26 protein-coding genes, 1 tRNA gene and 2 pseudogenes are annotated in these 25,253 nt (G+C 63.7%); 10 read left to right on the top strand and 19 right to left on the bottom strand.

Features of this window, described 5'->3' with window-relative positions:
* Nucleotides 1–28: 28 nt before the first annotated feature.
* The 7 genes from EL22_RS03100 to EL22_RS03070 all read right to left on the bottom strand — a co-directional run bounded on the left by EL22_RS03100 (nucleotide 29) and on the right by EL22_RS03070 (nucleotide 7,292).
* Nucleotides 29–301, bottom strand: coding sequence for a hypothetical protein (locus tag EL22_RS03100; protein ID WP_050050491.1), 273 nt, complete (start codon nucleotides 299–301; stop codon nucleotides 29–31).
* Between the two features lie 157 nt (nucleotides 302–458).
* On the bottom strand, nucleotides 459–1,292 hold the full coding sequence (thiM, locus tag EL22_RS03095) for a hydroxyethylthiazole kinase (protein WP_050050108.1): 834 nt from the start codon (nucleotides 1,290–1,292) through the stop codon (nucleotides 459–461).
* Entirely contained in the window at nucleotides 1,289–1,984 is a 696-nt protein-coding gene (thiE, locus tag EL22_RS03090) for a thiamine phosphate synthase (RefSeq protein ID WP_050050107.1), read from the bottom strand. The genes thiM and thiE overlap by 4 nt, the downstream gene beginning before the upstream one ends.
* Before the next feature lie 76 nt (nucleotides 1,985–2,060).
* On the bottom strand, nucleotides 2,061–2,657 hold the full coding sequence (locus EL22_RS03085; protein WP_050050106.1) for a GNAT family N-acetyltransferase: 597 nt from the start codon (nucleotides 2,655–2,657) through the stop codon (nucleotides 2,061–2,063).
* Nucleotides 2,658–2,768: 111 nt separating this feature from the next.
* Nucleotides 2,769–4,415, bottom strand: coding sequence for a Coenzyme F420 hydrogenase/dehydrogenase, beta subunit C-terminal domain (locus tag EL22_RS03080; protein ID WP_050050105.1), 1,647 nt, complete (start codon nucleotides 4,413–4,415; stop codon nucleotides 2,769–2,771).
* Nucleotides 4,405–6,105, bottom strand: a complete 1,701-nt coding sequence (locus EL22_RS03075) for a nitrite/sulfite reductase (protein ID WP_050050490.1) — start codon at nucleotides 6,103–6,105, stop codon at nucleotides 4,405–4,407. Before EL22_RS03075 ends, EL22_RS03080 begins: the two co-directional genes overlap by 11 nt.
* Before the next feature lie 335 nt (nucleotides 6,106–6,440).
* Nucleotides 6,441–7,292 carry an NmrA/HSCARG family protein gene (locus EL22_RS03070; protein ID WP_050050104.1) on the bottom strand — a complete coding sequence of 284 codons (852 nt, stop codon included), beginning with the start codon at nucleotides 7,290–7,292 and terminating at the stop codon, nucleotides 6,441–6,443.
* Nucleotides 7,293–7,832: 540 nt separating this feature from the next.
* Between EL22_RS03070 and EL22_RS03065 the strand changes: the two are divergent.
* A pseudogene (locus EL22_RS03065) lies at nucleotides 7,833–8,375 on the top strand (DUF5781 family protein); the annotation flags it as partial.
* A 132-nt stretch (nucleotides 8,376–8,507) separates the two neighbouring features.
* On the opposite strand, the gene EL22_RS03060 reads toward EL22_RS03065, so the two are convergent.
* The 5 genes and pseudogenes from EL22_RS03060 to EL22_RS03040 form a co-directional block, all read right to left on the bottom strand.
* The gene (locus tag EL22_RS03060; protein WP_050050103.1) at nucleotides 8,508–9,116 is read right to left on the bottom strand and encodes a 30S ribosomal protein S7; all 609 of its coding nucleotides are present in this window, start codon (nucleotides 9,114–9,116) and stop codon (nucleotides 8,508–8,510) included.
* 2 nt (nucleotides 9,117–9,118) lie between these two features.
* Complete coding sequence (locus EL22_RS03055) at nucleotides 9,119–9,547, bottom strand: 30S ribosomal protein S12 (protein ID WP_050050102.1); 429 nt, start codon at nucleotides 9,545–9,547, stop codon at nucleotides 9,119–9,121.
* Between the two features lie 232 nt (nucleotides 9,548–9,779).
* Complete coding sequence (locus EL22_RS03050) at nucleotides 9,780–10,199, bottom strand: NusA-like transcription termination signal-binding factor (RefSeq protein ID WP_050050101.1); 420 nt, start codon at nucleotides 10,197–10,199, stop codon at nucleotides 9,780–9,782.
* The gene (gene rpoA2, locus EL22_RS03045) at nucleotides 10,199–11,392 is read right to left on the bottom strand and encodes a DNA-directed RNA polymerase subunit A'' (protein WP_050050100.1); all 1,194 of its coding nucleotides are present in this window, start codon (nucleotides 11,390–11,392) and stop codon (nucleotides 10,199–10,201) included. Before rpoA2 ends, EL22_RS03050 begins: the two co-directional genes overlap by 1 nt.
* A pseudogene (locus tag EL22_RS03040) lies at nucleotides 11,385–12,455 on the bottom strand (DNA-directed RNA polymerase subunit A'); the annotation flags it as partial. The pseudogene EL22_RS03040 and the gene rpoA2, both read right to left, overlap by 8 nt.
* A gap of 18 nt (nucleotides 12,456–12,473) precedes the next feature.
* Here EL22_RS03040 and EL22_RS03035 point away from each other — a divergent pair.
* Nucleotides 12,474–12,899 carry a methylated-DNA--[protein]-cysteine S-methyltransferase gene (locus EL22_RS03035; RefSeq protein ID WP_050050099.1) on the top strand — a complete coding sequence of 142 codons (426 nt, stop codon included), beginning with the start codon at nucleotides 12,474–12,476 and terminating at the stop codon, nucleotides 12,897–12,899.
* A gap of 79 nt (nucleotides 12,900–12,978) precedes the next feature.
* On the opposite strand, the gene citE is transcribed toward EL22_RS03035, so the two are convergent.
* Genes citE through glmS form a run of 5 tightly spaced genes read right to left on the bottom strand, consistent with a single transcriptional unit; the run spans nucleotide 12,979 to nucleotide 18,316 of the window.
* Nucleotides 12,979–14,022, bottom strand: a complete 1,044-nt coding sequence (gene citE, locus EL22_RS03030) for an L-malyl-CoA/beta-methylmalyl-CoA lyase (RefSeq protein WP_050050098.1) — start codon at nucleotides 14,020–14,022, stop codon at nucleotides 12,979–12,981.
* 48 nt (nucleotides 14,023–14,070) lie between these two features.
* Complete coding sequence (gene mch, locus EL22_RS03025; protein ID WP_050050097.1) at nucleotides 14,071–15,141, bottom strand: 2-methylfumaryl-CoA hydratase; 1,071 nt, start codon at nucleotides 15,139–15,141, stop codon at nucleotides 14,071–14,073.
* Nucleotides 15,134–16,426 carry a methylaspartate ammonia-lyase gene (locus tag EL22_RS03020; RefSeq protein WP_050050096.1) on the bottom strand — a complete coding sequence of 431 codons (1,293 nt, stop codon included), beginning with the start codon at nucleotides 16,424–16,426 and terminating at the stop codon, nucleotides 15,134–15,136. The genes mch and EL22_RS03020 overlap by 8 nt, the downstream gene beginning before the upstream one ends.
* 1 nt (nucleotide 16,427) lies before the next feature.
* On the bottom strand, nucleotides 16,428–17,861 hold the full coding sequence (locus EL22_RS03015) for a methylaspartate mutase subunit E (protein WP_050050095.1): 1,434 nt from the start codon (nucleotides 17,859–17,861) through the stop codon (nucleotides 16,428–16,430).
* Nucleotides 17,862–17,875: 14 nt separating this feature from the next.
* On the bottom strand, nucleotides 17,876–18,316 hold the full coding sequence (gene glmS, locus EL22_RS03010; RefSeq protein ID WP_050050094.1) for a methylaspartate mutase subunit S: 441 nt from the start codon (nucleotides 18,314–18,316) through the stop codon (nucleotides 17,876–17,878).
* Between the two features lie 150 nt (nucleotides 18,317–18,466).
* Here glmS and mct point away from each other — a divergent pair, with 150 nt between their 5' ends.
* The 7 genes from mct (at nucleotide 18,467) to EL22_RS02975 (ending at nucleotide 23,729) form a co-directional block, all read left to right on the top strand.
* The gene (mct, locus tag EL22_RS03005; RefSeq protein WP_050050093.1) at nucleotides 18,467–19,642 is read left to right on the top strand and encodes a succinyl-CoA:mesaconate CoA-transferase; all 1,176 of its coding nucleotides are present in this window, start codon (nucleotides 18,467–18,469) and stop codon (nucleotides 19,640–19,642) included.
* A 132-nt stretch (nucleotides 19,643–19,774) separates the two neighbouring features.
* Nucleotides 19,775–20,101 (top strand): DUF5785 family protein, encoded by a 327-nt coding sequence (locus EL22_RS03000; RefSeq protein WP_050050092.1) that lies wholly within the window; start codon nucleotides 19,775–19,777, stop codon nucleotides 20,099–20,101.
* A gap of 162 nt (nucleotides 20,102–20,263) precedes the next feature.
* Nucleotides 20,264–21,028: a GTP cyclohydrolase III gene (locus EL22_RS02995; protein ID WP_050050091.1), complete on the top strand. Its 765-nt coding sequence runs from the start codon at nucleotides 20,264–20,266 to the stop codon at nucleotides 21,026–21,028.
* Nucleotides 21,029–21,202: 174 nt separating this feature from the next.
* Nucleotides 21,203–21,817 (top strand): cyclic nucleotide-binding/CBS domain-containing protein, encoded by a 615-nt coding sequence (locus EL22_RS02990; RefSeq protein ID WP_050050090.1) that lies wholly within the window; start codon nucleotides 21,203–21,205, stop codon nucleotides 21,815–21,817.
* A gap of 105 nt (nucleotides 21,818–21,922) precedes the next feature.
* Nucleotides 21,923–23,137, top strand: coding sequence for a phosphoglycerate kinase (locus EL22_RS02985; protein ID WP_050050089.1), 1,215 nt, complete (start codon nucleotides 21,923–21,925; stop codon nucleotides 23,135–23,137).
* Entirely contained in the window at nucleotides 23,134–23,643 is a 510-nt protein-coding gene (locus EL22_RS02980; protein WP_050050088.1) for a GNAT family N-acetyltransferase, read from the top strand. The genes EL22_RS02985 and EL22_RS02980 overlap by 4 nt, the downstream gene beginning before the upstream one ends.
* A 12-nt stretch (nucleotides 23,644–23,655) precedes the next feature.
* Nucleotides 23,656–23,729, top strand: a tRNA-Thr gene (locus EL22_RS02975).
* Nucleotides 23,730–24,081: 352 nt separating this feature from the next.
* On the opposite strand, the gene EL22_RS17845 is transcribed toward EL22_RS02975, so the two are convergent.
* Complete coding sequence (locus EL22_RS17845) at nucleotides 24,082–24,243, bottom strand: hypothetical protein (protein WP_197075830.1); 162 nt, start codon at nucleotides 24,241–24,243, stop codon at nucleotides 24,082–24,084.
* Between the two features lie 230 nt (nucleotides 24,244–24,473).
* On the opposite strand from EL22_RS17845, the gene EL22_RS02970 reads away from it, so the two are divergent.
* Entirely contained in the window at nucleotides 24,474–24,749 is a 276-nt protein-coding gene (locus EL22_RS02970; RefSeq protein ID WP_050050087.1) for a HalOD1 output domain-containing protein, read from the top strand.
* Between the two features lie 56 nt (nucleotides 24,750–24,805).
* Here the strand turns inward: EL22_RS02970 and EL22_RS02965 are convergent, their stop codons facing one another.
* Complete coding sequence (locus EL22_RS02965; protein WP_050050086.1) at nucleotides 24,806–25,204, bottom strand: thioesterase family protein; 399 nt, start codon at nucleotides 25,202–25,204, stop codon at nucleotides 24,806–24,808.
* Between the last annotated feature and the right edge of the window lie 49 nt (nucleotides 25,205–25,253).

Genomic DNA, 25,253 nt, shown 5'->3' with positions numbered 1-25,253 from the left:
GAAACCGATTCGATCGTTTTTCGCCCGCTCAGACGCCTTCGAGCGTCTCTCGGAACTCGTGGATCGAGTCGAGGGCGTCCTCGACGCGGTCCGCGACCGTACCGCCTTGCTCGTCGGCGATTTCGTTGAGGATGTGTTCGTGACGAGCGAGTCGGCCGTGGTCGGGGCCGCGGTCGGCCGTCGCGAGCTGTTCGAGTTTCGTCGATTGCGTTTCCAGTCGGTCGCTGGCTTCGTCGCTATCTGCCGCATCCGCCGCATCCGATAGTGACTGGGCCGCCGCTTCGAGTGCAGTTCGTGTCATTGGTACAGAGTAGCGTTCTCGCTCGAGGGACATAGCTGTTGGAGACTTCGATCGATCGAAGTGACGTACGCGAACCGCGTCACTCGAGTCGAACCGACCGAGCGCCACTCGAGACCGCACACTCGACGTCGAGTCAACGAGTCGGATCGCCGAACTCTCACTCGAGTCGCGTCACCCGGCCCTCGAGATCGATCTCATCGACGATCGCAGGGGAGAATTCGGCGACGGAATCGAGGAAGTTCGTTTTGTAGCTCGCCGGACCGTTGTACGACAGATCGGTCGCGCGTTCGCCGGCGAGTCCGAACGCGAGCGTCCCGAAAAGCGCTCCCGCGCGGTTGTCTTCGAGTGCGCCGCAGAACGCGGCGAGGGTCGCGCCGAGCATACAGCCGGTGCCGACGACCTCGCCCATCATCTCGTGGCCCGCGGCGACGCCGACGGCGCGATGGTGGTCTACGACGATATCTTCGACGCCGGAGGCGACGACGACCGCGCCCGTCGAATCCGCGAGCGAGCGAGCCGTCTCGTCGATGTCGTCGTAGTCGCCGATCGATTCGACGCCCTTGACGTCCGCCTCGACGCCCGAGAGCGCGCTGATCTCGCCGTAGTTCCCCTTGATCGCGGCGAAGTCGACTTCCGAGAGGAGTCGCTCGGCGACGGCCTTTCGGGACGACGTCGACCCGACGCCGACCGGATCGAGGACGACGGGGATTCCGCGGTCGTTCGCCGCCCGTCCGGCCTCGATCATCGCCTCAACTTTGTACTCCTCGATCTGCCCGGCGTTGATGAGAACCCCGCCCGCTATCTGGGCCATCTCGCCCGCGTCGCCGGGCGAATCGGCCATGACCGGCAGCGCGCCCCAGTGGAGGATGAGGTTCGCCACGTCGTTCATCGTCACCTGATTCGTCAGCGCCTGGACGAGCGGTTCCGCCTCCTGGAGTCGCTCGAGTGTCCGCCCGAGGTCCGTACTCGTCGCAGTACCGAGTTCGGTCATCGAGTATCACCTCCATCGACGGCCGCCGGTCCGTTTCCCGGCGGGCCGTCGGTCGTCCGGGCCGACTCGACGGCTTCAGAGAGCGATTCGGTCGCCGCGCGCGGGTCGGCGGCCGCCGTGATCTGGCTGATGACCGCGACGCCCGCCGCGCCCGATCGCACGACCGGCCCCGCGTTCTCGGCGGTTATGCCGCCGATGCCGACGACCGGAATCGACACCGCGTCGACGACATCGCGAATCCGATCGGGGCCGACGCCGTCTTTTGACTCCTCGACGTCCTTCGAAGACGTACCGTAGATCGAACCGACGCCGAGATAATCCGCGCCGTCGGCTTCCGCTTTCGTCGCCTCCGCAACCGTCGAGGCCGAACAGCCCACGATCGCGTCGGGTCCGAGCAGGTCTCGAGCGACCGCGATCGGGAGATCGGACTGGCCGAGGTGGACGCCATCGGCGTCGATCGCCCGCGCGAGGTCGACACGGTCGTTGACGATCAGATCGACGCCCGCCGCGTCGGTGAGTTCCCTGCACTCGAGGCCGATCTCGTATCGATCCCGCGCCTCGAGGCCCTTGTCTCGGAGCTGGACGGCGTCGATCCCGCCGTCGATCGCAGCCCGGACGATCTCGGGTGTCGATCGGCCCTCAGACAGCGACGACTGGGTGACGAGGTAGGTTCGCCACATCGATTGATTCATGGGAGATATCATGAGGTGGTCGGGTAAATCGCTTTGGACGGCACGCGGCGGCGGGTAGCAAGTCGGAGCGGGACCGTTAGGCCGACTCGAGGTGCGTTTCACCCGTCGCAACCAGTTCCGCCCAGTCGGGCGAGTCGCGAACGTCTGGAAGCGGGGTTGGACGGGAGGGGGTCTCGGGTTTCGTCGCAATCGGCCGTCGCCACCAGCGCACGTCGTGCCACTCGCCCTGCGTGTATCCGATCCGCGGGAAGTCGACTAACCGCTCGAAGCCGAGGCGTTCGTGAAATCGGACCGTCTCCGGGTTCGGCAGCGTCGTCACGGCGTAGGCGTCACAGACGCCCTGGCGCTCGAGAATCGCGAACAGCGACGCGTACAGTCCGCGGCCGACCCCGTCGCCGCGAGCACCGTCGGCGACGTAGACGGAGAGTTCGACGACCCACTCGTAGGCCCGACGCGGGCGCAACGCGCTCGCGTAGGCGTAGCCGACGACCTCGTCGCGTTCGCAGACGAGCCACGGATAGCGCTCGAGCGTCGACTCGACGCGCGCTGCCACCTCGGCTTCGGTGGGGACCGTTTCCTCGAACGTCACCGCCGACTCCTCGCAGAACGGGGCGTAGATGTCGCGAATCGCGTCAGCGTCAGCGAGCGTCGCGATTCGAATTGTAGACGCCATACCCTCACTTCCGCCCGTCCGTCGATAAGTCCACTGCACGGGAGGTTGGACCGGTCAGCGTGGGCAGGAGAAACGCGGCAAAACCGAAGAAATCGAACGGAAGCGGACCGATTAGTGACCGTAGTCGTGCGGATTCAACTCGGTGCCGTAGTTCTCCGCGTGATCCGTATAGTCGATGAACCGAGGCGCGTCGGGATCGAACGGTCGTTCGAGGCTCTCGAAGGCCTTTTTCTTGTCCCAGCCCTGGAGCTTACCGACCGCGGACTTGTCCTCCAGATCGTGGTAGTCCAGATCGGGTTCGGTGATCTCCCAGGCTTTCATGCCCTGTTCGGTTCGAACGATAACGCTCGAGTACTCGTCGGAAGAACCGACCGAGCCGACGGTGAGGTCGGCACAGAAGCCGGTGAAGTCCGCACACTCGTCACAGCCTTTGAGCGCGGCGTCGTGGAAGTTCTCGATGTCCTCGTCTAAGATCATCTCGCCGTCGTGGTCGTAGACCATGAGCTTGCCGTGGAGGACGTCCATCTTGCCGATCTCGTCGGGGGAGATGCCGCGCTGGTCCTCCAACTGCTCGCCCATGAGGCTGTAGTAGTTGAAGTTCTTCGTACACATCAGCGCGATTGTGTAATCGACCGCGCGGATGCCCTCGTTTTGGGCCTGATAGTCCCACTCGAAGTCCTGCAGCGCGCGGATCCCCTCGATCTCACACGGCGTTCCGACGAGCGCGAGGCTAAGTTCGTCGAACGGCTTGTCCGGGAGCTTATGCTCCCACTGCTCGAGGTCGAGGTTGCCGAGCGCCAGCGTCTGGTTGTATATCGTGCCGGCGTTCTCGATCAGATCCTCGTGGCTCGTCGCGAGGTAGCTTTCGGCCTTCCAGGCTTCCTCGTCGCTCTCGGTCGCGATGAGCGCGCCGTCGATCTCGCCAGCCTCGAGGAGGTGCGAGAGGACGGTCGTGACGACGCCGCCGTCCTGTGCACCCTCGGTCCAGTCCTCGTCGACCCGGGCGGAGAACTCCGTGATCGGGTCGCCGGCGCCCTTGACGTTGTCGTCGCCGCCGGTGATCTTCCACTGGCGCTCGTAGCGCATGCCGCCGCGGGGACAGAAGTCCCAACAGAGCGAACAGCCCGTACACATCTTGACCAGTTCCGGCAGGCCGTCGTCGCCGACGCCGATCGAGTCCGATGGACAGGCGGCGACACAGGTTCCACACTGGATACAGCGGCCGTCGTCGATGACTGCCTCGTCCAGTTCCATGAACCAGGTCTTCTCGTCCGGCGTCTCGATGTCGTTCATCTCCGAGCGGATCGAGTACTCGGGCGTCTCAAGGTCGACGCCGTCGGGAACGCCGACGCGCTCGTCTGGCGAACCGTTGTCGACGTCCTGACTGATCCCCTCCGCGGGGTCGGTGAACTCGAGGTCGCCGAGTTCGCCCATCTCGTCGACGTTCGCGACACCCGCACCGTCGGTCGCGACGGTCTTTTCCTGCGTTTTCTCGCCGCAGGTACAGGTGTTGGGTGAGCAACTGCCACCAGCGCCATCGGAATGGCCGCTTGCACCATCGGCTGCGGGCTGAATCGCACCCTCTCGAGCGTTGTCGGTGACGGCTCGCGACCGCGGCGCGTGGCCGGTGGTCTCGGGAACGATTACGTCTTTGTCGCCGTCGTCACTGTCCGATTCGGGAACGCCCGGGAACGGCTGGTCCTCGCCGCTCGTTCGCTCCGAGGACTCGCTTCGCTCGTTCTCGCCATCAGTCCCCATGGGCAACACCTCCTGCAACGGGAGCGTCGGCCTGTTGCATGATCGAGCGTAGCCGGTCGTTGTCGACGCGGCGACACCAGGCGTAGAACTGCTCGTCGTCGTACTTTTCGTCGGCGTAGGCGTCGAACAGTCGCTCGAGCGCCGGAATCACCGAATCGGCCGGAACCGCGTGTTCGATCCAGTCGAGGAACTCGTTGTCCGTACCGAGCGAACCGCCGAGGCCGAAGTCCATCCCTTCGACGAGGTTGTCGCCCTCTTCGTTGGGTGAGTCGTCGCCCTCGAGTTTGACGGTCTCGCCGCGGAAGCCGATGTCCGCGATCTGGGGCTGTGCACAGGAAGCCGAGCAGCCCGACATGTGCATCCGGACGACCTCGAGGTCGTCGGGCGTGTCGATGCGCTCGTCGAGTTCTCGAGCCCAGCGCTTGGTACGCTTTTTCGTCTCGATGATCGCGTAGTTACAGAACTCGTTGCCCGTACAGCCGACCGCACCGCGGGAGAACGGGCCGGGATCCGGCTGGTAGTCTGCGGCGAAGGGCTCTGCGAGCAGATCCTCGACGTTCTCCTCGGGGATGTGCGTGATGAGGAAGTTCTGGTCGGTCGCGAGGCGAACGGAGGCCTCCTCGGTGCCGTATTTCTCCGCTGCGCGGGCGGCTTGGGCGAACTCGTCGCCACCCATCCGGCCAGCGATTACGTTGAAGCCGACGTACTGCAGACCGTCCTGTTTCTGGTCGTGGACGCCGACGTGGTCGCCCTTGTAGCCGACGGTCAGGTTCTCGCCAGCGGTAGGCAGGTCGATCGTACAGCGGTCGCGGATGGCTTCCTCGAACTTTTCCGGACCGAGTTGCTGGACCAGATACCGCATGCGGCAGACGCCGCGGTTGTTGCGGTCACCGATCTCCTTGAACGTCTGGGCGACGGCGCGACAGAACTCGACGGCGTCTTCGGGTCGGATGAAGGCGTCGAGTTCCGATCCCATCCGCGGGCCGTCGGAGAGGCCGCCGCCGACGCGGGCGTGGAATCCGTAGAGGTACTCGCCGTCTATTTCCTTTTTCGCGGGGACGAGTCCGATGTCGTTGATCTGGGACTGTGCGCAGTCGTGGGCACAGCCGGTGATCGTCATTTTGAACTTCCGCGGGAGGTTGGCGTACTCGCGGTTCCCGGTGAAGTAGTCCGAGACCGCGTCGATAACCGGCTGTGCGTTAAAGCACTCGTGATCGTCGAGTCCGGCCGCGGGGCAGCCGAGGACGTTTCGAGCGCCGTCGCCACAGCCCTGTACCGTCGTCAGGCCGACCTCGTCGTACCGGTCCCACATCTCCGGGACGTCCTCGACGCGGATCCAGTGTTTCTGGATGTCCTGTCGGGTCGTGATGTCGAGGTACGCGTCGCCCCAGAGTTCGTTCTGCTCTTCGCCGCCGTACTCCTCGGGAGCGACAGCGAGGTCGTCGGTGACCTCGCCGATGACCTCGGCCTGCTCCGGCGTGAGTTTTCCACCGGGGACCTTCGTTCGGATCATGAAGTAGCCCTGCTGCTTCTGGGCGTACATGCCGGCCCACTTCAGCCGTTCCCACTCACCGTCGCCCGCTCGCTCTTCGATCTCCTCGAAGGTGAGTTCGTCCTCGGCGTACTCGTAGACGTCGTCGATGACATCGAGGGGGTGTTTATTCTGTTTGTATTGCTCTGTCGTGTTCACGCAAACCACCGCCGTGTCAGAAGACGAGTAGCCGCTACCGTACTCGAGATAACTGTCGCGCTCATCGGGTATCGGAGACTAGCACCCGACTCCTATACCCTTCCGCAATCAGGCGAACCCTGACGGGGCTAGGCTAATCAGGAAAATGTTGCCACATCCGGCCGCCGGGTGAACGAACGGAATCCTCGAGGCAAACGCGACGAGTTCGGTGGTGATCGGTGTCGGCCCGAGTTTAGACCGATTCCCGGACGAATTTTCCGGTAAATGCTACGGGTCGGCGTGTCGACTCGAGAGACGGTCGTCTGCGGAATCACGTCCGTCAGCGTACACAGCGGTTACTCGAGCCACTCTCGCTCGAGGTAGGTCTCGAGGCGATTGAACGAAACGTCGAACTCCGCCCGGAGGTCGTCGATCGGCGACTCGTAGCCCGCGTCGTTGAACCACTCGAACATCACGGCGAACTCCTCGCCCTGGCTCTCCTCGACGTCGTCGATCGAAAGGTGCTGGGCGCGAACGGGTCGCTCGAGCGCGTCGGCGAATCGAATCGCCATCGCGCGAAGCGGGAGTTCGTCGCTCGCTAGTTCGTAGGATTCACCCTCGTGTTCGCCGGGGTCTGAAAACACCGCCGCGACGAACGCCCCCAGATCTTCGATGTCGAGGATTTGGAGGGGGTTCGAGGGTTCGAGACCCATCGCGAGCGTGCCGTCTTCGATGGCGTCACGAAAGCCCTCGAAGTTCTGGGCGAAGAAGACCGGACGGACGACCGTCGCTGGAATACCGTGGTCGTCGATCAGCCCCTCGATCTCCCACTTAGAGTCGAAGTGCGAGATTCCGGTGTCGCGGTCGGCCCCGCCGACCGACGAGAAGACGAGATGCTCGACGCCTACTTCGTCGATCAACTCGACCGCGTTTCGTCCCTGGGCGACCTCGTCGTCGTAGCCGTGCTCCCAGTAGTTAGTCATCAGAAAGACGCCATCGGCCTCCTCGACCAGCGGCTCGATGGTGTTTTTCTCCGCGAGCGACCCTTCGACGAGTTCGGCCCCCCGCTCGGCGAGGTGGTGAGACTGATGCTTGTCCTTGTCTCGAGTCAGCGCGAGGACCTCGAAATCCCGCTCGAGGAGGTGCCGGGCGACGGCACCGCCTTGCGTTCCCGTCGCTCCCACGACGAGGACTGTGTCGATAGCCATGGCGGGCGAGGTACACCGCTCGAGAGTAAGAAGCTACGCCGGGCGCTTGCAACCACGGCCTCGAGCGAAAGGAAGAGCAGGAAAACGAATAGAGAACCCCTGTGATCCAATGGAACGAACCGAAGTTGTCACACTGTGCCGGCGAAGCCACGTGCGGTGGCGCGCGCTCTATCGCGGGTCGCGATAGCGATCCGCGACAGAAAGCCGTGCGAGGGATGAGCGAACGAGGGAACGAGTGAGCGAATCGGCTGGGGAGGGTGTGGAAATCAGTGTTGCCAGCGATAGTAGTGTTCAAGACTCTAGCAGCAATCCGTGTCGAACAACTCGAGACACCTCCTACTCATTCGAGGAGACATTATTCCCGGGCTGAAACAGTAGTTATATGACACTACAAATCATTGCAGCAAATGGAAGCCAAAACTCCACGGAAGGGGGCGTTTCGTATTGAAATGCCCCGGGTGGTAGTGACACCCGAGACGTGGCTTCCAACCCCTTAGAGGATCGGTTGCCATGATTGGATATCTTCTCCGCGGGCTTAAACATCCCGTCCGACACATGGCCCGTTACGAACAGGCCCACCCCTCACACACCCAGTCGATCGACGAAGTGCTCTATCTCGCGCTCGGGGGCAAACGCATCGAGCGACGGCAACTCGCTCACTGCTACCAAATCGCAAATCACATGAAAGACATCTACGCCGACGACATCACCCTCTCTGTAGGTCCCGGCGAGAAACTGCTTTCCTTCCTCGAGTCGTCGCTCGCGGCTGCTGTCGCGGATCGGCCGGAAACGCCCTCGAGGCCCGGCCTCGAGCGAATATCGTCGAGTTCCGACCCCGAAATCACGGCCGTAAACGCCGCGTTCGCACTAGCGCTGACCGAACGCCACGACCTCCTCGAGGGCGACCACCGACTGTACGACCTCGCCCACGCCGCCGCGATGGACGCACCGAGAGTCGATTTCGAGGGGTTCAGACGGCGCTTTCGCGAACTCGCCGAGGAACCCGACTCGAGCGCCTACAAGCAGGTGCTGGTGGACGCGACTCGATCCTATGTCGGCGACGAGCAGAAGGCAGCGGACTAGTTCGTCGTCTGTAATAGTGCGCTATTGTCCGCAACACCGTACTGCGAAGACGACGCGTTCGTGAAGACCAGTCGGTGGAACGCGAACGCAGTCGCTCCGCGCCATGAAAAATCGAAAAAGACGTCTCGAGCGTTAGCGTGCGGCGGCCGCGACGCGCTCTTTCTCTTCTTTCTGACTGATCGCGTACGTCTGGACGTCGTAGTCTGCAGCGCCGATGAGTTGGCTCGCGATCGCCTCTTCGGCGGGCGTCGAGGTCTTGAAGGAGTTGCTCTGAACGCCGTCTGCGATGAACTTCAGCGCCTGGTCGACGCGGCGCTGGGGCGCGACATCGACTGCCTTCGGGACGGAGATGCCACCGTATTTCAGGCGAACGGTCTCCTCTCGAGGTGCGGCGTTTTCGACGGCCGAGACGAGCACCTGGACCGGGTTCTCCTCGGTTCGGTCGTGGACGATGTCGAAGGCGTCACGGACGAGGTTCAGCGTCTGCTGTTTCTTGCCCGTGTTCTCTTCGGTCTGCATCAATCGGTTGATAAAGCGCTCGACGATCGAGATCTGGGACTTCTGGAACTGCTTGCTCGCGTGACGGCCGGCAGTGTGTGCGACCGGCGTGACGTTGATGTATCGCTCGGTCGAGGGGTCGCCGTACTCGATCTCGGTGACACTCCACGTGCCGAAAAGCTGCGCCGAAACGTCGGAACCGCCCGCAGGGGCGTCCGGATCGGGTTGGTCTTCTGCGGCCATGATTATCGCACCGGTTTCTCCGCGTTTCCGCGAACGAGTTCTTTCATCGCGACGCCGTTTACCTTGTTGACCTTGTAGTTGACACCCGAGAGGTCGCCCATCGCACGACCCTTCGCGCCACCGATACCGGCGATGGTCACTTCGTCGTGCTCGTCGATGAACGAGATGGCACCGTCACCGGGACAGAACGCGGTGACCTGCTTGCCGTTCTTGATGAGCTGGACTCGGACGCACTTTCGGATCGCCGAGTTGGGCTGTTTCGCCTCGATACCGACCTTCTCGAGGACGATCCCGCGAGCCTGCGGGGCACCCTCGAGGGGGTCCGACTTCTCACGAAGTCCGCGTGCACGACGCGCGTAGTCAGAGTCGGACCACCGCTGGTTCTGGCGGTCCTTCTTGAGCTTGCGCGCGGCGTATTTGCCGTTTGCCATGTACGTCGGTATCCGACGGAGGCACTTAAGCATCCCCTTTTGGAGTCAGCGTTACGCCTCGAGAACGCTCGACGTACCCCCCTCGCGGATTCTGAGCGCGTTTCGGGGGGCGAACTGGACGGAGAAGACGCAGTTTTCGTCCTGGCTCGGACACCACACTCGAGCGATTGGAGAACCGAGCGACGGAATCGACCACGACGGAGAAAACGAGGAAGTCGGACCTGGAGACCGATTACAGCAACTGCACGTCGTCGAACTCGTAGTGACGAGCCGCCAGGGTTCGCGCCCGATCGATCGTCTCGCCGTCCGAACCGATCGCGACGCCGCGGTCTTCGTCTGCGACCTCGACGTAGGCGACGCGGTCGTCGTTCTCGCTGACGGTCACGTTGTACACCGAGGCGGGTGCCAGCGTGTTCGCGACGAAGGTCTCGGGGTCGTCTGCGTCCTCGACGAGTCGAACCGATTTCCCGATTCGCTCCTCGAACCGCGTCACGTTCCGGCCGCCGGGACCGATCGCCTCGCCGAGTTCGCCGCTCGCGACGACGACTACCACCGTTCCGTCGTCGATGAGACAGTCCTCGCCCGGCGCCCCGGTTACGTCTTCGAAGATCGAGAGGTATCGACGTGGCTCGTCCTCGAGAGGGCGGGCCATCAGTCGGCCTTGCTACTGGGCCCTGTCGATCCCATCCGGAGCTCGACGTCCCCGGTGCCGAGCTTGATCGGCTTGCCGACGATGACGTTCTCGGTAACCCCGTCGAGTTCGTCGATCTCGCCGTGGATCGCCGCGTTCAGGAGGTGGTTGACCGTGACCTCGAACGCCGCGCGGGCGAGCACGGAGTCTTTCGACCCGGAGATGCCGTGCCGGCCGATCGACTCGATGGTTCCCTCGTTGGTCATCATGTCGGCGACGAGCATCAGGTGACGGACGTTCACGTCGTCGAGACCCTGCTCGGCGAGCGTGTTGTTCGTCTCCTCGATGATCGTCTCGCGTGCGGCCTCGATACCGAGATTGCGATGGATCTCGTGGATGTTGTTACACGTGGTTCTCGAGGCGTCGACACCCTCGATCGCGAGCGCGTCGCCGAAGGCCGATCCCTCGGTGTAGAGGATAAACTCCTCGCTGCCGTCGTCGAGTTCCTCACGGCGGATGACGACGCGAGAGACCTCTTCGATGCCCTTAAACGTGATGTCCCGAAGCTCCTCGACGAGTTGCAGGAGATCACGGTAGGAGGGCTCTTCGGGACCGAACTCGATCGTCGTTCCCTGCTGAATCGCCTTCACGCCGAGGTTGTCCTCGATGATCTCTGCAACTTCTTCGGCCGTGATCATCCGTTCCTCGAGCGTGTCCTGGTTCAGCGAAATCTGGACGCGCATGTCCGCGACGTTCGTCGAGACGTCACCGAGTGCGAGGATCTTCGTCGCCTCGAGCTTCCAGACGACCTCGTGGGCCTTCTCTCGCTCCGTGGCGTACTCGTCCTCGAGGTACACCGTCATCATCGGCGTATCCGGCGTCTTCCGGGCGTCGACGAGTTCGATGAGCCGGGGCAGGCCCTGAGTCACGTCGATCTCTGCGACACCCGCGTAGTGGAACGTGTTCATCGTCAGCTGCGTTCCGGGTTCGCCGATCGACTGCGCGGAGACGGTGCCGACGGGGTCGAGCGGCTCGACCCGCGTATCGACGTACTTGTTCTCGACCGCGGTGACGATGTCGTTTATCTGCTCGTTCGTGAGCGCGTCTCGCGCCTCGAGCGTCTCGTAGACGTTGTCCTTGAGCCGGCGAGGCAGATCCGAATCCTCGACGAGAACGATCGTATCCTCGCTCACGTCGTAGGTGATTTCAGTCATCGGAGGTCACCTCCGCGCCGTCGAGCAATCGACGACTGTCCGCGTGCTCGGAGAGGTTCGTCGTCTCCTGTTTCGGGCCGATGAACGCCGCCTTCTCGGCGTCGTCCTCGAACTCGGCCTCGACGATACGATCGGCGATGCCCTCAACGTCGACGGCGTGTTCCTCGCCGGAGCCGACCTTGACCGGCGAGGTGCCGTCCTCGCCGAACTCGAACTGCACGATCGTATCGCTCGTGTCGCGAACAGTCCCGTCGTACTGTGCCTCCAGTTCCGAGAGCGCGTTGATGAGCCGGCGCTGGAGGTAGCCGGACTTCGACGTCCGGACTGCCGTATCGACCAGCCCCTCGCGGCCACCCATCGCGTGGAAGAAGAACTCACGCGGCGTGAGTCCCGCAGTGTAGGAGTTTTCGACGAAGCCGTGTGCCTCCGCGGAGAGGTCGTTCGGCTCGTAGTGGCTGAGGGTCCGATCCTCGTAACCGCGGTTGATCCGCTCGCCCCGAACCGCCTGCTGGCCGACACAGCCGGCCATCTGCGTGAGGTTGAGCATCGAACCACGCGCACCGGAGTTGGCCATGACCACGGCGGGATTGTCCTCCGTGAAGTGCTCTTCGGCGATATTACCAGCGTTGTCACGCGCCCGCGAGAGCGTCTGCATGATCTTCATTTCGAGGGTCTCGTCGATCGTCCGGCCGGGCAGACTCTCGAGTTCGCCCGCCTCGTAGGCGTCGATGAGTTCCTCGACGCGGTCGTTTGCGTCGAGGATCGTCTCGTCGATGCGATCCTGAGCCTCCGACGGAATCGTCTCGTCGTCGATCCCGATAGAGAACCCGAAGTGCATGATCGCACGCATCGCCAGCGTCGAAATCTCGTTGATGAAGACGCGAGCGCGGGTGTTTCCGTACTGCTTCGTGATGGTGTCGACGATCTCGCCACCGAACTCGCCGACCTCGTCTTCGGCGATGGTTCCCTCGATGAGCTGTCCGTCCTCGATGATGACGTCCTCGCCGATCGTTCCGATGAACTCGAGATCGAGATCGTTCGGCAGGAGTTCGGAGAAGACGTCCCTCGGACGCTTCCACCCATGGACGTACCCATTTTCAAATCTACTATCGAAATCGACGACTCGAAAATCGCTGCAGTTCCGGCGACAATTCGAGCGCAAGTAGCCGAGTACGAGCGTGGCGATCGACAAGCGTTCGACCTCGAGATCGCCACACCCGACGGAATCCTCGGCGATGTAATGGACGCGATGGCAGAAATCCCATACGGGGAGACGCGATCCTACGGCGACCTCGCGGCGGCCCTCGAGACCAGTCCGATCGCCGTCGGGCAGGCCTGCGGGCGAAATCCCGTGCCGATACTCGTCCCCTGTCACCGTGTCGTCGGGAGCGACGGAAGCCTCAACGGCTACTCGGCGGCCGACGGCGTCGCGACGAAACGGCGACTGCTCGAGCACGAGGCTCGAGGCCAGGAGACGGTACAAACGCGATTATCGAACGATTCGTAGAAATCGCGGGTCAGTCGGCGACGAGGTGCGGCCGGTCTGAAAGCCAGCCAGTTGCTACCGGTGCGAAACCGACCGGTTGCTACCGGTAGGAAAGCTCGAGCTCGCGTGCGCGCTCGAGTAAGTCGGCCTCGTAGTAGTCCTCTGTCTGTGCCGGACGCGTGCTATCGATCGCTCGCACCTGCTGGACGGTGTTGCGGAAGGTTTTGAACGTCGCCTCGTCGACCATCTGCCCGTCGATGGTGACCGCGCCGGTGCCCTCGCGTTTTGCCTCGTTGAACCGCTCGATCTTGTGGACGTCGCGCTCGAGTTCCTCGGGCGTCGGCATGTGGATCGTGTTGGCCTGAACGGTCTGTTTCGGATAGAGCGACCAGGAGCCGTCCAGCCCGAGTTTGGCCTCGTGTTCGACCTGATCCGCGTAGGCGTCGGCGTTGTAGTAGGTCAGCCCGGCGCGTTCTTTGAACAGGTCGTCGAACGGGCCGCCGATCGAGAGCAGGTCGCCGGCGCTGGCTTCGTTCGAGAGCGCCTCGAGGAGACCGTCCCAGCGGGGCATGCCGTCGCCCAAATTCCGGCCGCCGAGTTCGGCCGCGTAGTCGACGGGGCCGAAGATCAGCGCGGTGAGTCTCGAGTCCGCACCGAATTTCGCGATTTCGCGCAGGTCCGAGCGAGCGCGGCCGGTCTCGACGATGATCGAGAGCCCGATCGAGCCGTCCGCGTAGCCGTGTTCGGCTTCGGCCTCCGCGACGACTTCCGCGGCGCGTTTCACGTCCTCGAGGCGACCGACCTTCGGCACGACGACGCCGTCGATCTCGTCGCCGATCTCGGCGACCAGCCGGTCGATCTGGTCGCGCCCCTTCTCGCAGTACTCCTCGTCCTCGTAGCTCCACTCGACGCGCGGCCAGATCTCGCCGGGGAACTCGTACTCGGGGACCAGTTCGATCGTGTTCTCGAGGCCCTCCGCTTTCATGTCCGGCGCGGTCCCGTCTTCCATGTCGGGGACCAGCCAGTCCGGTGCCTGGAACCCCTCGGACTCGAGGGCCGAGACGAGGTACTTCGCCGAGTCGTCTTTCGGAACGGCGGCCGGTGCGGTCTGGAACGTACGGCAGAGTCGGATGTCGTCTGTCATGTTTGTGGTATGTCTGTGTGGGATTTCGGGAGCCATCGACAGGCTCGGTTAGTTACCGGATCGCTTCTGAATCTCCGCGGTTCGGGTGCCGGAGTAGACCGGTTCGTCGTCCTGATTGAACGCGATGTGCTCGAAGCGGACGGTGCCCGCCTCGGGCGAGTCGGCGTCGTCTTCGGCCTCGAGCACGCGCGTGAACGCGTAGATGGTGTCGCCGCTGGCGACGAACGTGTGGAACCGTTCGTCGTCGAAGCCGACCTCGCGCCAGGTCCGCTCGTCCGAGCGGGCGTGCCCGAGCGCGGTCGAGCGCGTGACGTCGCCGTAGGTGACGATGCCGCCCGATGGCGAGTCGCCCATCACGTCCGCGTTGTGGTGTTGCTTTGCCGTGTTGAGCGTCGCAAGCGGCAACGACGCGACGGTCACGTCGTCCTGCGTGCGGCCGCGCTCGTGGCGATACGCGACCGCCGCGTCGCGGCCGTCGGCGTCCTCGAGCGCCGCGGCGAAGTCCTCGAAGTAGCCCCCTTCGGGCGTCACGAACTCGGCGGGGAGCCCGTCGTCGGGGTCGTCGTCCGTCGACGTGGCCCCTGCTGAGCCGCCGTCGGTTTCGACAGGCTGACGACGCGGGATCATGTTCGTGCGCTCGTACGAACAGAACACGTCGCCGGTTTCGGCGTCGAGGCCGCGCGTTCGCCAGGTGACGATCCCGTACTGCGGACGGGAACTCGAGGTGACCCTCTCGAGGACCTCGCTCTCGACGCGGAGCTCGGTGCCGGGATAGACCGGGGCTTCCGGAAACCGAACGTTTGTCCGCCCGAGGAAGTACCCGCCCTTCTCGCTCAGGTCCTCGACGGTGATCCCGAGCGTCGCGGCGGTGAGGTAGTCGGGGTGGATCGGCGGTTCGTCGAATCCGCGAGCGGCCGCGGCGTCGGTCCGCCAGTAGGCCGGGTCGTGGTTCAGCGTCTGGCTCATCCACGACTCGTTGCCCCACCTTGTCAGCGTGAGGCCGGGATCGTGCTCGATGCGGTCGCCCTCGGAGAAATCCTCGAAGCAGTTGCCCTTCTCCTTGGTTTCGGCCCGCTCGAGCGCCCGTGCGAACGTCTCGGCGTCGGTCCACTCAGTCATTGGCGGTCACCTCGTCGACGGGAACATCGGGATCAGCATCCGCCCGCGTCGCCCGCTCCCGTCGCGCGATCGTTCGGCGCATCTCGTTCTCGACGATCATGTAGCCCTCGTCGAAGCCCATACCGGGCTTTGCCAGCACCTGTGCGGCGTTCGTCGCGAGCGCGACGTGCGCGCAGGCTCGAGCGGAGGTCTCGGTCTCGTTGCAGGTGCCTCCGAGATAGGCTCGCGTCTCGGTTCCCTCGCAGTACCGAACCGCTTGTCCGCTGCGATGGATGCCACCTAGGTCGGGCGTCTTGATCTGGACCACGTCAGCCGCCTCGGCGTCGACGAACGCCCGCACGTCCTCGAAGGTGTTACACCACTCGTCGGCGACGATGTCGACGTCGACGCCGGCGTCCGCCAGTCCGTCGCGCAGCTCGGCCATCGCGTCGATCTGGCTCGCGCGGTCACCCGCGTCCATCGGCCCCTCGATCTGAATCGGGTACGGGGCCGCAGCGTCCTCGAGCGCCCCGAAGTACTCGATCACCTCGTCGCGGTCGTAGGGCGCGTCGAATATCTCGCCGATCATGCCGTAGACGTCGATGTGGAATCGAGGATCGTAGTCCGCGGGCCCCAACTTTTGGGACCGCTCGACGAGCCACTCGACGTACTCGAGCAGGGTCTCGCCGTCCTCGCCGATCTTCTCGACGCTGTTGATCAGCGCGTGGGGCAGGACGGGGACGCCCTTGATGAACATCTTCTCCGTGTTCGTGTACCGATCGTCGCCGGACTGTCCGAAGACGGGAACGGGTTCGGTCGCCGGTTCCGTCTCGAGCGCGTCGGCTAGCACGTCGGTCCGCGTGGTTCCAGCCGCGTGTGCAGCCGCACCGAGCAACGCCTGCGAGACGCCGTATCGAATGGCGGTGTGGAGCCGATCGCCGCCGATCTCGAGTTCCTCGAGGCGTTCTGCGTTCTCGAGGAACCGACTCGCGTCCCGACCCTCGAGGATATCCGCGACTGGGCCCTCGATGACGTCGGCGTACGCGTCGGCCCGAAACAATGGATCGCGGCCGCCGGCACCCGAGTACTGCACCGCCGCGCAATCCCCCCGAATTTCGGTGCCGTCGGCGAGTTCCACGTCGACGATGATCGACTCGCCCGCCTGCCGGATCTCGTCGAACCCTTCGGTCACGGGCTCGCCGTCGTAGGTGAACCCGTCGTGTTCGGCTCCGGCCTTGATCGCCCGCTGGTCGTCGAAGAAAAAGCCCGAGTAGCCGGGCGTCGCGTGGACGGCGTCGATCTCCATCTCAGGCACCCCCCTGTGGCCGGCCGATGAGTTTGCCGTCGCTGATCGCGTCGACGTCGTCGGCGACCATCCGGAACGACTGGTCGCGCCCTTCGGTGTCGGCGCGCTGTGAGAGCCGGGCCTTGTGGATCTCCTTGATGTCGTCGTCCATCGCGAGGTCTGCCCACTCGAAGATTCGCACCCGGCCATCGTCGTCGCGGGCTGGCAGCACCGCGCCCGCCGCGCTGTCGCTGGGCGCAAAGGGCACGTCGAGCGCGCCCGAGTCGAACGCTTGTATCGTTCCCTGCACGACGTCGCCGTCGCCGTGTTCGAAGATGGTGTCCATCAGACACCGCGTCTCTCGCTCGATGAGGTCCTGTTCCTCCTCGATACCGTCGATGTCGATTTGTTGCTCGATAGCCATGTCGATGACCTGTCGCGTGGTTCGCAGCCCCGCGGAGTTGGCCTCCTTCGTCGGAACGCCTTGGAACTCCTGGGGCGACTTCGTGATGACCTTGTCCGGTTGTGCGATCGAGGCCGTCATACCGCCGAGACTGATGACGCCGTTAGCCCGCGCCTCGTCGGGCGGGAACCCGCCCATCCACTCGTGGAAGACGGTCGTGACGACCACCTCGTCGGGGAGGTACTCGTTGCCCAGCTTCTTCAGGGCGTTCAGCGCCGCCACGTCCTGGACGATGTTTCCGACCTGCCCGTAGCCGAGGGTGATCGATCGCACGCCCTGCGTGGCGGCGAGTTTCCCCTCGACCAGCATGATCGCGATCGCGATCGACGGCGGCACGAGCGTTCCCGTCAGCGGGCCGAACGGCTCGCGGTTGATCCGAACGCCGCGCTCGGTGTAGGCCCCCGCGATCCGGTCGACGAACTGCCACTTCTCGATGGTCTCCTCGAGCCCGTGGCGTTTCGTGTATGGGATGTTGTAGGAGATCGGCCCGCCCTCGAAACTCTGGAAGCCGCCGGCGAAGGTGATCGCCGCGAGCAGCCGCGCGTCGGGCGTGCCGTGGCGGACCTCGATCGGCGCGTCGATGGCGTCGATGAGTTCCCGGCAGCCCTCGACGCCGTGGTTGACCGCCGGGAAGCCGTTGAGCGTATCCTCGCCGGTATCTCTGGCTTTCTCGAGGCCCTCCTGGGCCTTCTCGTACTCGTTGTCGCGTGTGTACGAGTCGATGGTCGTTGGGAGGAGGTCCGCCTTCCCCTCCCCATGGAGGTACTCGAGGAGTTCGACCTGATCGTCGAGTCGGGGAACGCCGGCTCGGGGCTGCAAGAGCGGTTTGTCCGCAGACTCGAGGACGTCCGCGAACCGCTTTTTGGGGGGCAGCGATTCGTGGTAGTCGATCGCTTCCTCGAAGTCGACGGCGTCGCCGGTCGACCAGTTCGATCTGATTTCGTCGTCGATGCGCCGTAGCTCGTCGGCCGAAATTCGTTCGTCTCGTATCATTTACCAACGGATCATTAGGAGCTGATAGTCGCTCGTTCCGTCTCCGGCGTCTGCTGTCTGAGATCCCGCGTCAGGGCCGCGACCGCCTCCTCGGTGTCGGTTTCCGAATCGAAGACGCGGTCGAACCCGAGTGCCTCGAAGGTCGCTCGCGTCTCCTCGAAGTCGTCCTGGCCGACCGCGAGGTTGCCGCCGATGTACGTCGTCGCGTCGATGTCGGCGGACTCGAGCGTCTCGTGGAATCCCTGGCAGTCCTGCTCGGCGTGCCCGTAGAGCGAGGATACGAGTACGGCCGCCGCGTCGTGCTCGAGTGCGGCCTCGGCGAACTCCTCCTGGGAGGTCTGTACGCCGAGGTTGATGACGTCGAATCCCGCTGCGTCGAATGCCTGCTCGAGTATCGTGATGCCGACGACGTGGGCGTCGGAGCCGATCACGCCGAGGACGACCGTTTGGGACATCGTACCCGGATCGATGGGACACCGGGACATAAACTTAATGATCTTCCATGATAATATTCTTTAAACATCCTTTCATCGTCCCCGTGTGACACAACCACAACATCATGATTAATAGCAAAGGTTATTGGGGCGTGCCGGAAAGACCGACGTATGGGAGCGCTGTCACACCTTCGCGTGTTGGATCTCACGCAGGTCCTCGCAGGCCCGTACTGTACGATGTTGCTCGCGGACATGGGAGCCGACGTCGTCAAAGTAGAGCGTCCGGGCGGGGATATGATCCGCTCGAATCCCCCGTTCGTCGACGACGGAAACGAGGAAGCCTACGGCGGGTACTTCCAGAGCGTCAACCGGGGCAAGCGGAGTATCGAACTGAATCTGGGTGACGACGCCGATCGAGCGGACTTCCTCTCGCTCGTCGAAGAAGCCGACGTCGTCGTCGAGAACTACCGATCGGGGACGATGGAGAAGTACGACCTCGGCTACGAAACCCTCCGAAAGTACAACCCGGAGCTGATCTACTCCTCGATCCGCGGCTTCGGCGACCCGCGAACGGGTGAATCCCACCGACAGGGCCAACCCTCCTTCGATCTGATCGCGCAGGCACTGGGCGGGGTCATGGAGACCACCGGTCAACCCGACGGCCCGCCGACGAAAACCGGCCCCGGCGTCGGCGACCTCTTTACGGCGACGCTGAACTGCATCGGCATCCTCGCGGCGGTCACCCACCGCGAACAGACCGGCGAGGGCCAGTACGTCGACACGGCGATGTACGACTCGATGATCAGTTTCACCGAGCGCGCCGTCTACCAGCAGTCGTACTCCGGGGACGCGCCGACCCGCCGCGGGAACGCCCATCCGACGCTGTTTCCCTACGACGCGTTCGAGACCGACGACGGCTACGCCGTCATCGCCGCGTTCAACGACAACCACTGGGCGGCCCTCTGTGACGTGATGGACCGCGAGGACCTCGCCGACGCGTATCCGACCGCCGGCGAACGCCTCGAGAACCGCGAGGCGCTTCGCGAGGAAATCGCCGACTGGGCGCTCGAGCAGACCAACGACGAACTCGTCGGAAAACTCGAGGGAAGCGTTCCGGCCGCACCCGTCCAGACCACCGAGGAGATCTTCGACGATCCGCACGTCCACGCGCGAGACATGCTCGTACCGGTCGAACAGCCCGGCGCCGACCGCGAGGTCGAGATCGCGGGTAACCCGATCAAAATGAGCGAGACGAACCCGGCGCCGCACGGTCGCGCACCGCTGCTCGACGAGCACCGCGAGGAAGTGTTGAGCGAAACGGCCGACGCCACGGCTGCCGACGACTGAGCGGTGAATGCTTCGTTTTCGTTCCCAACCGGACTGTAAAGCGATAGCTCTCCGGCCTCGAGGGCCGGACCGACGGCGTCGCGACGGAGACGGAGAGTAATCCTTTTGCGGGTCCCCCGCACACGGTCGGGTATGAGCGACAACTGGCCGGTCGATCCCGACGGCGAGGAGGGAAGCGACGGAATGCGCAAGTACGACATGCGGATCATCGCGGACAAGGTCGACGAGGAGGCGGACTTCCCGATGGACCCAGACGAGTTCGTCGCGGAGTACGGCGAGTACCCGATTCGGATCAACTACAGGACGGTCGTCCCGATGAGCGACATCTTCGAGTACGTCGACGCCGAGGAGTTCGATACCATCGTCGACATGCACAAGGCGGTCGGGAACGCGATGCGCGCCGGCGGCTTCTGGGAGTACCACCCGAAGGGATCCTCTCCGGAGAAGAAACACGCGTGAGCCAGCGGCCGACGCGGGCGAGGTGACCATCGCCGACGACCGAGCGGACGACATGGGCGGAGTGGCCCTCGCCAACGAACGACAGATCACGCGGTCGACGATCCCCATCACGGATCTGGATTACGTATCACTTATACGAACAGGTTCGAAACAACGGACACAGTGACTAATACGCAGGTTACGCTCGTTCAGATCGATAACTACGGCCCGTGGACGGTGACGCCCGAACCTCGCCGCGAAGCCGACCTGCAGACGATGCAGTCCCGGCTGTACGCGGATATCTCGCAATTCGTCGGCAACCACGGCGGCTACACCTTCTTCACGCGCTTTGACAACATGATCGCCGTGACGAACGGCCTTTCGCTCGAGGACCACGCCGTCTTACAGGAGTCCGTCGGCAACCGATACCCGGTCACGCTCAGCCTCGGCGTCGCGACGGGGACCAGCCCGATTCAGGCCCTTTCCGACGCGACGGAACTGGTTCAGGACGCGGGCAGCGCACAGGACAAACACCGCCGGGAAATCCTCGACGGCCGCGCCGTCGCGGACGAGCACGGAACCGACGACGACGTCCAGATCGCCCACTTCGACGTGATCAACGCGACGGGAAACTACACGGACGAACTCAACGCCTTCGACACCTTCATCGAGATCGAACAGGGCTACGCAGAACTCATGCGACACATGCGATACGCCCACGACAGCATCTCGTTTTTCGTCGGCGGCGACAACATCATCGTCGTCTGTCCTGATCTCGAGCGACCCGACTACCGCGAGGCGATCGGTCACGTCGAGGCGGAAGCCGGCGTCGAACTCCAGGTCGGCGTTGGCCGAGGAACGTACGCCCACGAGGCGGGAATGGGAGCGAAACACGCCCTCGAGACCTGTCGGGCCGACGGAACGCGCGTCGAACTCGAGTGGGAGTAGTCGCCTTCGACACGTATCGGACGGGAAGCGAGCCTGCGATGGTCGTTCGGACGAGAAACGGGCCCGCGATGCTCGTTCGGAGGGCGAATCGAGTACCAACCTGAATCGTTCGCTCGCGCCGCGATTAAATGTGGCGGAGGTAGCTTTTAGAGTCGCTATGCGTATTGTTCACACATGGAACCGGAACTATCGGTCTCGGAGGTTCTGACGACGGAGTACGTGGGCGTCAGCGAGTCAGACACCGTTCTCGGGGCGGTTCGACTCATGCGCGAGGAGCGAGTCGGGTGCGTGCTCGTCCTCCGCGGGTCGGAGCCGGTCGGCATCGTCACCGAGTGGGACGTGCTCGGACTCGTCGCCGCGGAGGAAGCCGTCGGGGAGACGACCGTCGACACCGTGATGTCGACGCCCGTCATCTCCGTCGCGGGCGATCGACCCCTCACCGACGCCGCCGATCTCATGGCTCGAGAGAACATTCGAAACCTCCTCGTCGAAGCGGAGACGGACGTCCTCGGCGTCCTCACCCAGCGGGACGTCATCGCGGCGGCCGGATCGTTTCAGGCCACCACGTCGCGATCGGTGAGTGAATCTCGACCGGCGGACGAGTCGCTTACCGGTGGCGCGTCGATCACCGAATCGATGGCGTCGCAATCGGGAGCTGACACGGAGATCCGCCCGAACGGCGGGGACGAGTACTCGACGCAAGGCATCTGTGAAGCCTGTGGATCGCTCGCGGACTCGCTGTGGGAAACCAACGGCCAACTCGTCTGTGCGGACTGTCGGTCCGTCTGAGGACGACCGGTTCGATCCCGACGGCGACTGCGAAGAGCTGTCAACCACAATCACACTCTCAGACCGATAGAAAGACCTTTCGGGGGAGACGATGGAGGGTCGATAATGATCGAGACCCTCGACGATCTGGACGTCGAAGGGACGACCGTGGGCGTCCGCGTCGACATCAACAGCCCGATCGGCGACGACGGCTCGCTCGCTGACGATGCGCGGTTGCAGGCCCACGTCGATACCCTCTCGGAACTACTGGACCGCGGCGGTCGCGTCGCGGTTCTGGCCCACCAGGGCCGACCCGGAAGCGACGATTTTACCGGACTCGAAACCCACGCGTCACATCTCGCGGATCTGCTCGAGCGTCCCGTCGGCTACGCCGACGTCACCTTCAGCGACGCCGCCTGCGAGCTGGTCGAGTCGCTCGAGAACGGCGACTGCGTCGTCCTCGAGAACACCCGCTTCTACAGCGAGGAGTACATGGAGTTCGAACCCGAGCGCGCGGCGCGGACCCATCTCGTCGAGGGGCTGTCGTCGGTTCTCGACGCGTACGTAAACGACGCGTTCGCCGCCGCACACCGCTCCCAGCCGTCGCTGGTCGGCTTTCCGATGGTACTACCGAGCTACGCCGGGCGCGTGATGGAGAGCGAACTCGAGGTTCTCGGTTCGATCGAAGAGACGCCGGAACCCCGAGTCTACGTGCTCGGCGGGGCCAAAGTCTCGGACTCGATCGACGTCGCCTGGAGCGTCCTCGAGAAGGACCTCGCCGACCACGTGCTGACCGCGGGCGTCGTGGGCAACGTCTTTCTGATCGCCGACGGCGTCGACCTCGGCGACGAGAGCTCCGATTTCATCTACGACGAAGGCTACTGGGACGAGATCGACCGCGCTCGAGACCTCCTCGACGCCTACGGCGAGCGGATCGCGCTGCCACGCGACGTTGCAATCGACCGAGACGGAAAGCGCTACGAACTGGGGATCAACGCGCTCCCACCCAAGAACGACGAGGGGGCGCTCGACATCGGCAGTTCGACGCTCGCGTATTACGAGCGCATCCTCTCGGACGCCGGAACCGTCATCCTCAACGGACCGGCCGGCGTCTTCGAGGACGAGCGGTTCGAGACCGGCACGCGCGGACTGTACGAAGCGGCGACCGATGTCGACACCAGCATCGTCGGCGGCGGCGATACCGCCTCGGCGCTGCGATCGCTCGGGATCGACGGCTTCTCGCACGTCAGCACCGGCGGCGGCGCCGCCCTTCGGATGCTCACCGCCGAACCGCTCCCCGCCGTCTCGGCGCTCGAGCACGACGAGCGAGTCAGTGAATGACCGCGGACGAACCGGTCGTCGAACCCGCGACGACGGCCGACCTCGAGTCGATCGTCGCCCACTGGGTCGCCCTCGCCCGCGACCAGCGCGAGTACGGCTCCTACATTCTCCCCGACCAGAACCGGGACGCGATGCGCGAGATTCTGGCGGCCCACAGCTTCGACGGCCGATTGCTCGTCGCTCGAGTCGACGACACCGTCGCCGGGTTCGCGTCGTTCTCGATCGAGGAGGGAGCACTGTCGCTTTCCTCGAGTCGCGCGTTCCTCTCGAATCTGTACGTTCGACCGGCCTATCGCGATCGGGGAATCGGAACCCAACTGCTTCGGACCGTCGAGAACGCTGCCGCAGCACGCGGAGCCGACGACCTGATTCTCGAGACGATGGCGGGCAACGAGGCGGCGCGGCGGTTCTATCGTCGAGCCGGCTACGAACCGTTTCGCGTCGCGATGGAGCGATCCCTCTCCGATCGAACCGAAAACGATACACACTCAAAGGGGGACGAATAACCACGTGATAGGGCCAGGGGAGCATGGGTGGTTCATGCACTCGACTTGTAATCGAGACTCCCGGGGTTCAAATCCCTGCTCTGGCTTGCTGGTGCCGGTCAATGGCTCTGTCTGGCTTACGATGATTTCGATGCTGGTATCGCTTCTTCCCGAGTCCGACGCAGTTTCGCCGAGAATCGTCTTTGCGGTCAACTATCCCCCGATATCGGTCCGCTGCGTTTTCAATACGCATGAAATTGCGGATCGAGGCGAGTCTGTGTGCGAGGGAAATAGTTATTAGGTATTACCGTTAATAACTAATTGCCCATCCAGATTTCCCCCGATCTGGAGGCTACACAACTCCCCCTACACTCTTCCCCACTTTTCTGCCGAAGCAGACGAGTAACCGACAGCGCGAAAGTCCGTCCGGACTCGAGCGTTGGGTACTATCCCAGCCTCTCAGTTCCGTGCGATCATTCGATACCGGAAGGCGAGATAGCCCAATACGAGCACGAACGCACCGGCGTACAGCCACGAGCCGGTCATGCCCGCGTACACCAATGCGCAAGCGTTGAGAACGATCCCGAAGAGATAGATCGGTTTGAGTCGGTTTAGGTCCATTGAATAGACCGTCACACCGGAGAGACGAGTCTTTGTCGGAACGTCTCGTCCAGCCGGCCAGCCGAGCAAATCCGGTACTAACAGCCGAGTTGACGTTCTCTGTCCTAGTTCTGACGGGATTGCAAATTAACGTCCGGGTAGACACATACGTACACTAGCGAACAGAATCATCCACTGGGGCCGGGTACAGGCCACAGGATTTATACCGGATCGTGGTAAGGGTGGGTTCAATGCTGCTTTCAGTCGATCGGTCTAACGAACGAACGGGGCAATCACTGAGCTTCGAGATTATCGCTGCGATCGCGGAGAAAGAGGGCGTCGAGCCGACGGCGATCGAGCCGCCAGAGTACGAGCCGCTGTACGAGGTTCTCAATCCGGAAGCGCTCGACGCGCTGTTCGCTCCTCGAGAAGACGGAACCCCGCGTTCGAAGGGCCGAGTCGAATTTCCCTACTGTGGATATCGGGTAACGGTCTCGAGCGACGGCGAAATAACCGTCTGCGAGTAGTCACCGTCTACAACCCTCTGAGGCACGGTACGGGTGAATTCTCGTTCCGGCTCAGTTTACGAGGGATCGCTCTCGAGGCGGGTCCGCAGCGCCGGTGGTATCGGACTCGCCTGCCCGCTCTCGCGGTCGACGAAGACTTGAACCGACCGGGCGGTCGCCGCTCGCGACCCGTCCGCGTTCAGTTCGTACTCGATCGGGATGCTCGAGGTGCCGAGATCGGCGACCGTCAGACCGACTGTCACGGCCTGTCCCGCCTCGATCGGCGTTTCGTATTCGATCTCGAGCGACGCCAGGACCGTATCGAGGTCGACGAGCGACCGTCCGACGACATCGGTGAAGTACGCCTCGCGGGCTTGCTCGAGGTACGTCGCGTAGATCGCGTTGTTTACGTGACCCATGAAATCGACGTCGCGGAGCCGGACGTCGACGGCCGTCTCGTAGGCGTACTCGCTCATTCTACTCCACGATACGGACCGCGGGGAGCTATAGGCACCGATCTATCTC

Source organism: Halostagnicola sp. A56 (assembly GCF_000691505.1).
In the GTDB taxonomy this organism is placed as follows: domain Archaea; phylum Halobacteriota; class Halobacteria; order Halobacteriales; family Natrialbaceae; genus Halostagnicola.
The sequence above is the reverse complement of the archived record's forward strand: the minus strand, read 5'-3'. Positions and strand labels throughout refer to the sequence as shown.

Coding starts and splice junctions, on each gene's coding strand:
- EL22_RS03100 (WP_050050491.1), bottom strand. CDS start 301: ATGACACGAACTGCACTCGAAGCGGCGGCCCAGTCACTATCGGATGCG.
- thiM (WP_050050108.1), bottom strand. CDS start 1,292: ATGACCGAACTCGGTACTGCGACGAGTACGGACCTCGGGCGGACACTC.
- thiE (WP_050050107.1), bottom strand. CDS start 1,984: ATGAATCAATCGATGTGGCGAACCTACCTCGTCACCCAGTCGTCGCTG.
- EL22_RS03085 (WP_050050106.1), bottom strand. CDS start 2,657: ATGGCGTCTACAATTCGAATCGCGACGCTCGCTGACGCTGACGCGATT.
- EL22_RS03080 (WP_050050105.1), bottom strand. CDS start 4,415: ATGGGGACTGATGGCGAGAACGAGCGAAGCGAGTCCTCGGAGCGAACG.
- EL22_RS03070 (WP_050050104.1), bottom strand. CDS start 7,292: ATGGCTATCGACACAGTCCTCGTCGTGGGAGCGACGGGAACGCAAGGC.
- EL22_RS03060 (WP_050050103.1), bottom strand. CDS start 9,116: ATGGCCGCAGAAGACCAACCCGATCCGGACGCCCCTGCGGGCGGTTCC.
- EL22_RS03055 (WP_050050102.1), bottom strand. CDS start 9,547: ATGGCAAACGGCAAATACGCCGCGCGCAAGCTCAAGAAGGACCGCCAG.
- EL22_RS03050 (WP_050050101.1), bottom strand. CDS start 10,199: ATGGCCCGCCCTCTCGAGGACGAGCCACGTCGATACCTCTCGATCTTC.
- rpoA2 (WP_050050100.1), bottom strand. CDS start 11,392: ATGACTGAAATCACCTACGACGTGAGCGAGGATACGATCGTTCTCGTC.
- EL22_RS03035 (WP_050050099.1), top strand. CDS start 12,474: ATGGACGTACCCATTTTCAAATCTACTATCGAAATCGACGACTCGAAA.
- citE (WP_050050098.1), bottom strand. CDS start 14,022: ATGACAGACGACATCCGACTCTGCCGTACGTTCCAGACCGCACCGGCC.
- mch (WP_050050097.1), bottom strand. CDS start 15,141: ATGACTGAGTGGACCGACGCCGAGACGTTCGCACGGGCGCTCGAGCGG.
- EL22_RS03020 (WP_050050096.1), bottom strand. CDS start 16,426: ATGGAGATCGACGCCGTCCACGCGACGCCCGGCTACTCGGGCTTTTTC.
- EL22_RS03015 (WP_050050095.1), bottom strand. CDS start 17,861: ATGATACGAGACGAACGAATTTCGGCCGACGAGCTACGGCGCATCGAC.
- glmS (WP_050050094.1), bottom strand. CDS start 18,316: ATGTCCCAAACGGTCGTCCTCGGCGTGATCGGCTCCGACGCCCACGTC.
- mct (WP_050050093.1), top strand. CDS start 18,467: ATGGGAGCGCTGTCACACCTTCGCGTGTTGGATCTCACGCAGGTCCTC.
- EL22_RS03000 (WP_050050092.1), top strand. CDS start 19,775: ATGAGCGACAACTGGCCGGTCGATCCCGACGGCGAGGAGGGAAGCGAC.
- EL22_RS02990 (WP_050050090.1), top strand. CDS start 21,203: ATGGAACCGGAACTATCGGTCTCGGAGGTTCTGACGACGGAGTACGTG.
- EL22_RS02985 (WP_050050089.1), top strand. CDS start 21,923: ATGATCGAGACCCTCGACGATCTGGACGTCGAAGGGACGACCGTGGGC.
- EL22_RS02980 (WP_050050088.1), top strand. CDS start 23,134: ATGACCGCGGACGAACCGGTCGTCGAACCCGCGACGACGGCCGACCTC.
- EL22_RS17845 (WP_197075830.1), bottom strand. CDS start 24,243: ATGGACCTAAACCGACTCAAACCGATCTATCTCTTCGGGATCGTTCTC.
- EL22_RS02970 (WP_050050087.1), top strand. CDS start 24,474: ATGCTGCTTTCAGTCGATCGGTCTAACGAACGAACGGGGCAATCACTG.
- EL22_RS02965 (WP_050050086.1), bottom strand. CDS start 25,204: ATGAGCGAGTACGCCTACGAGACGGCCGTCGACGTCCGGCTCCGCGAC.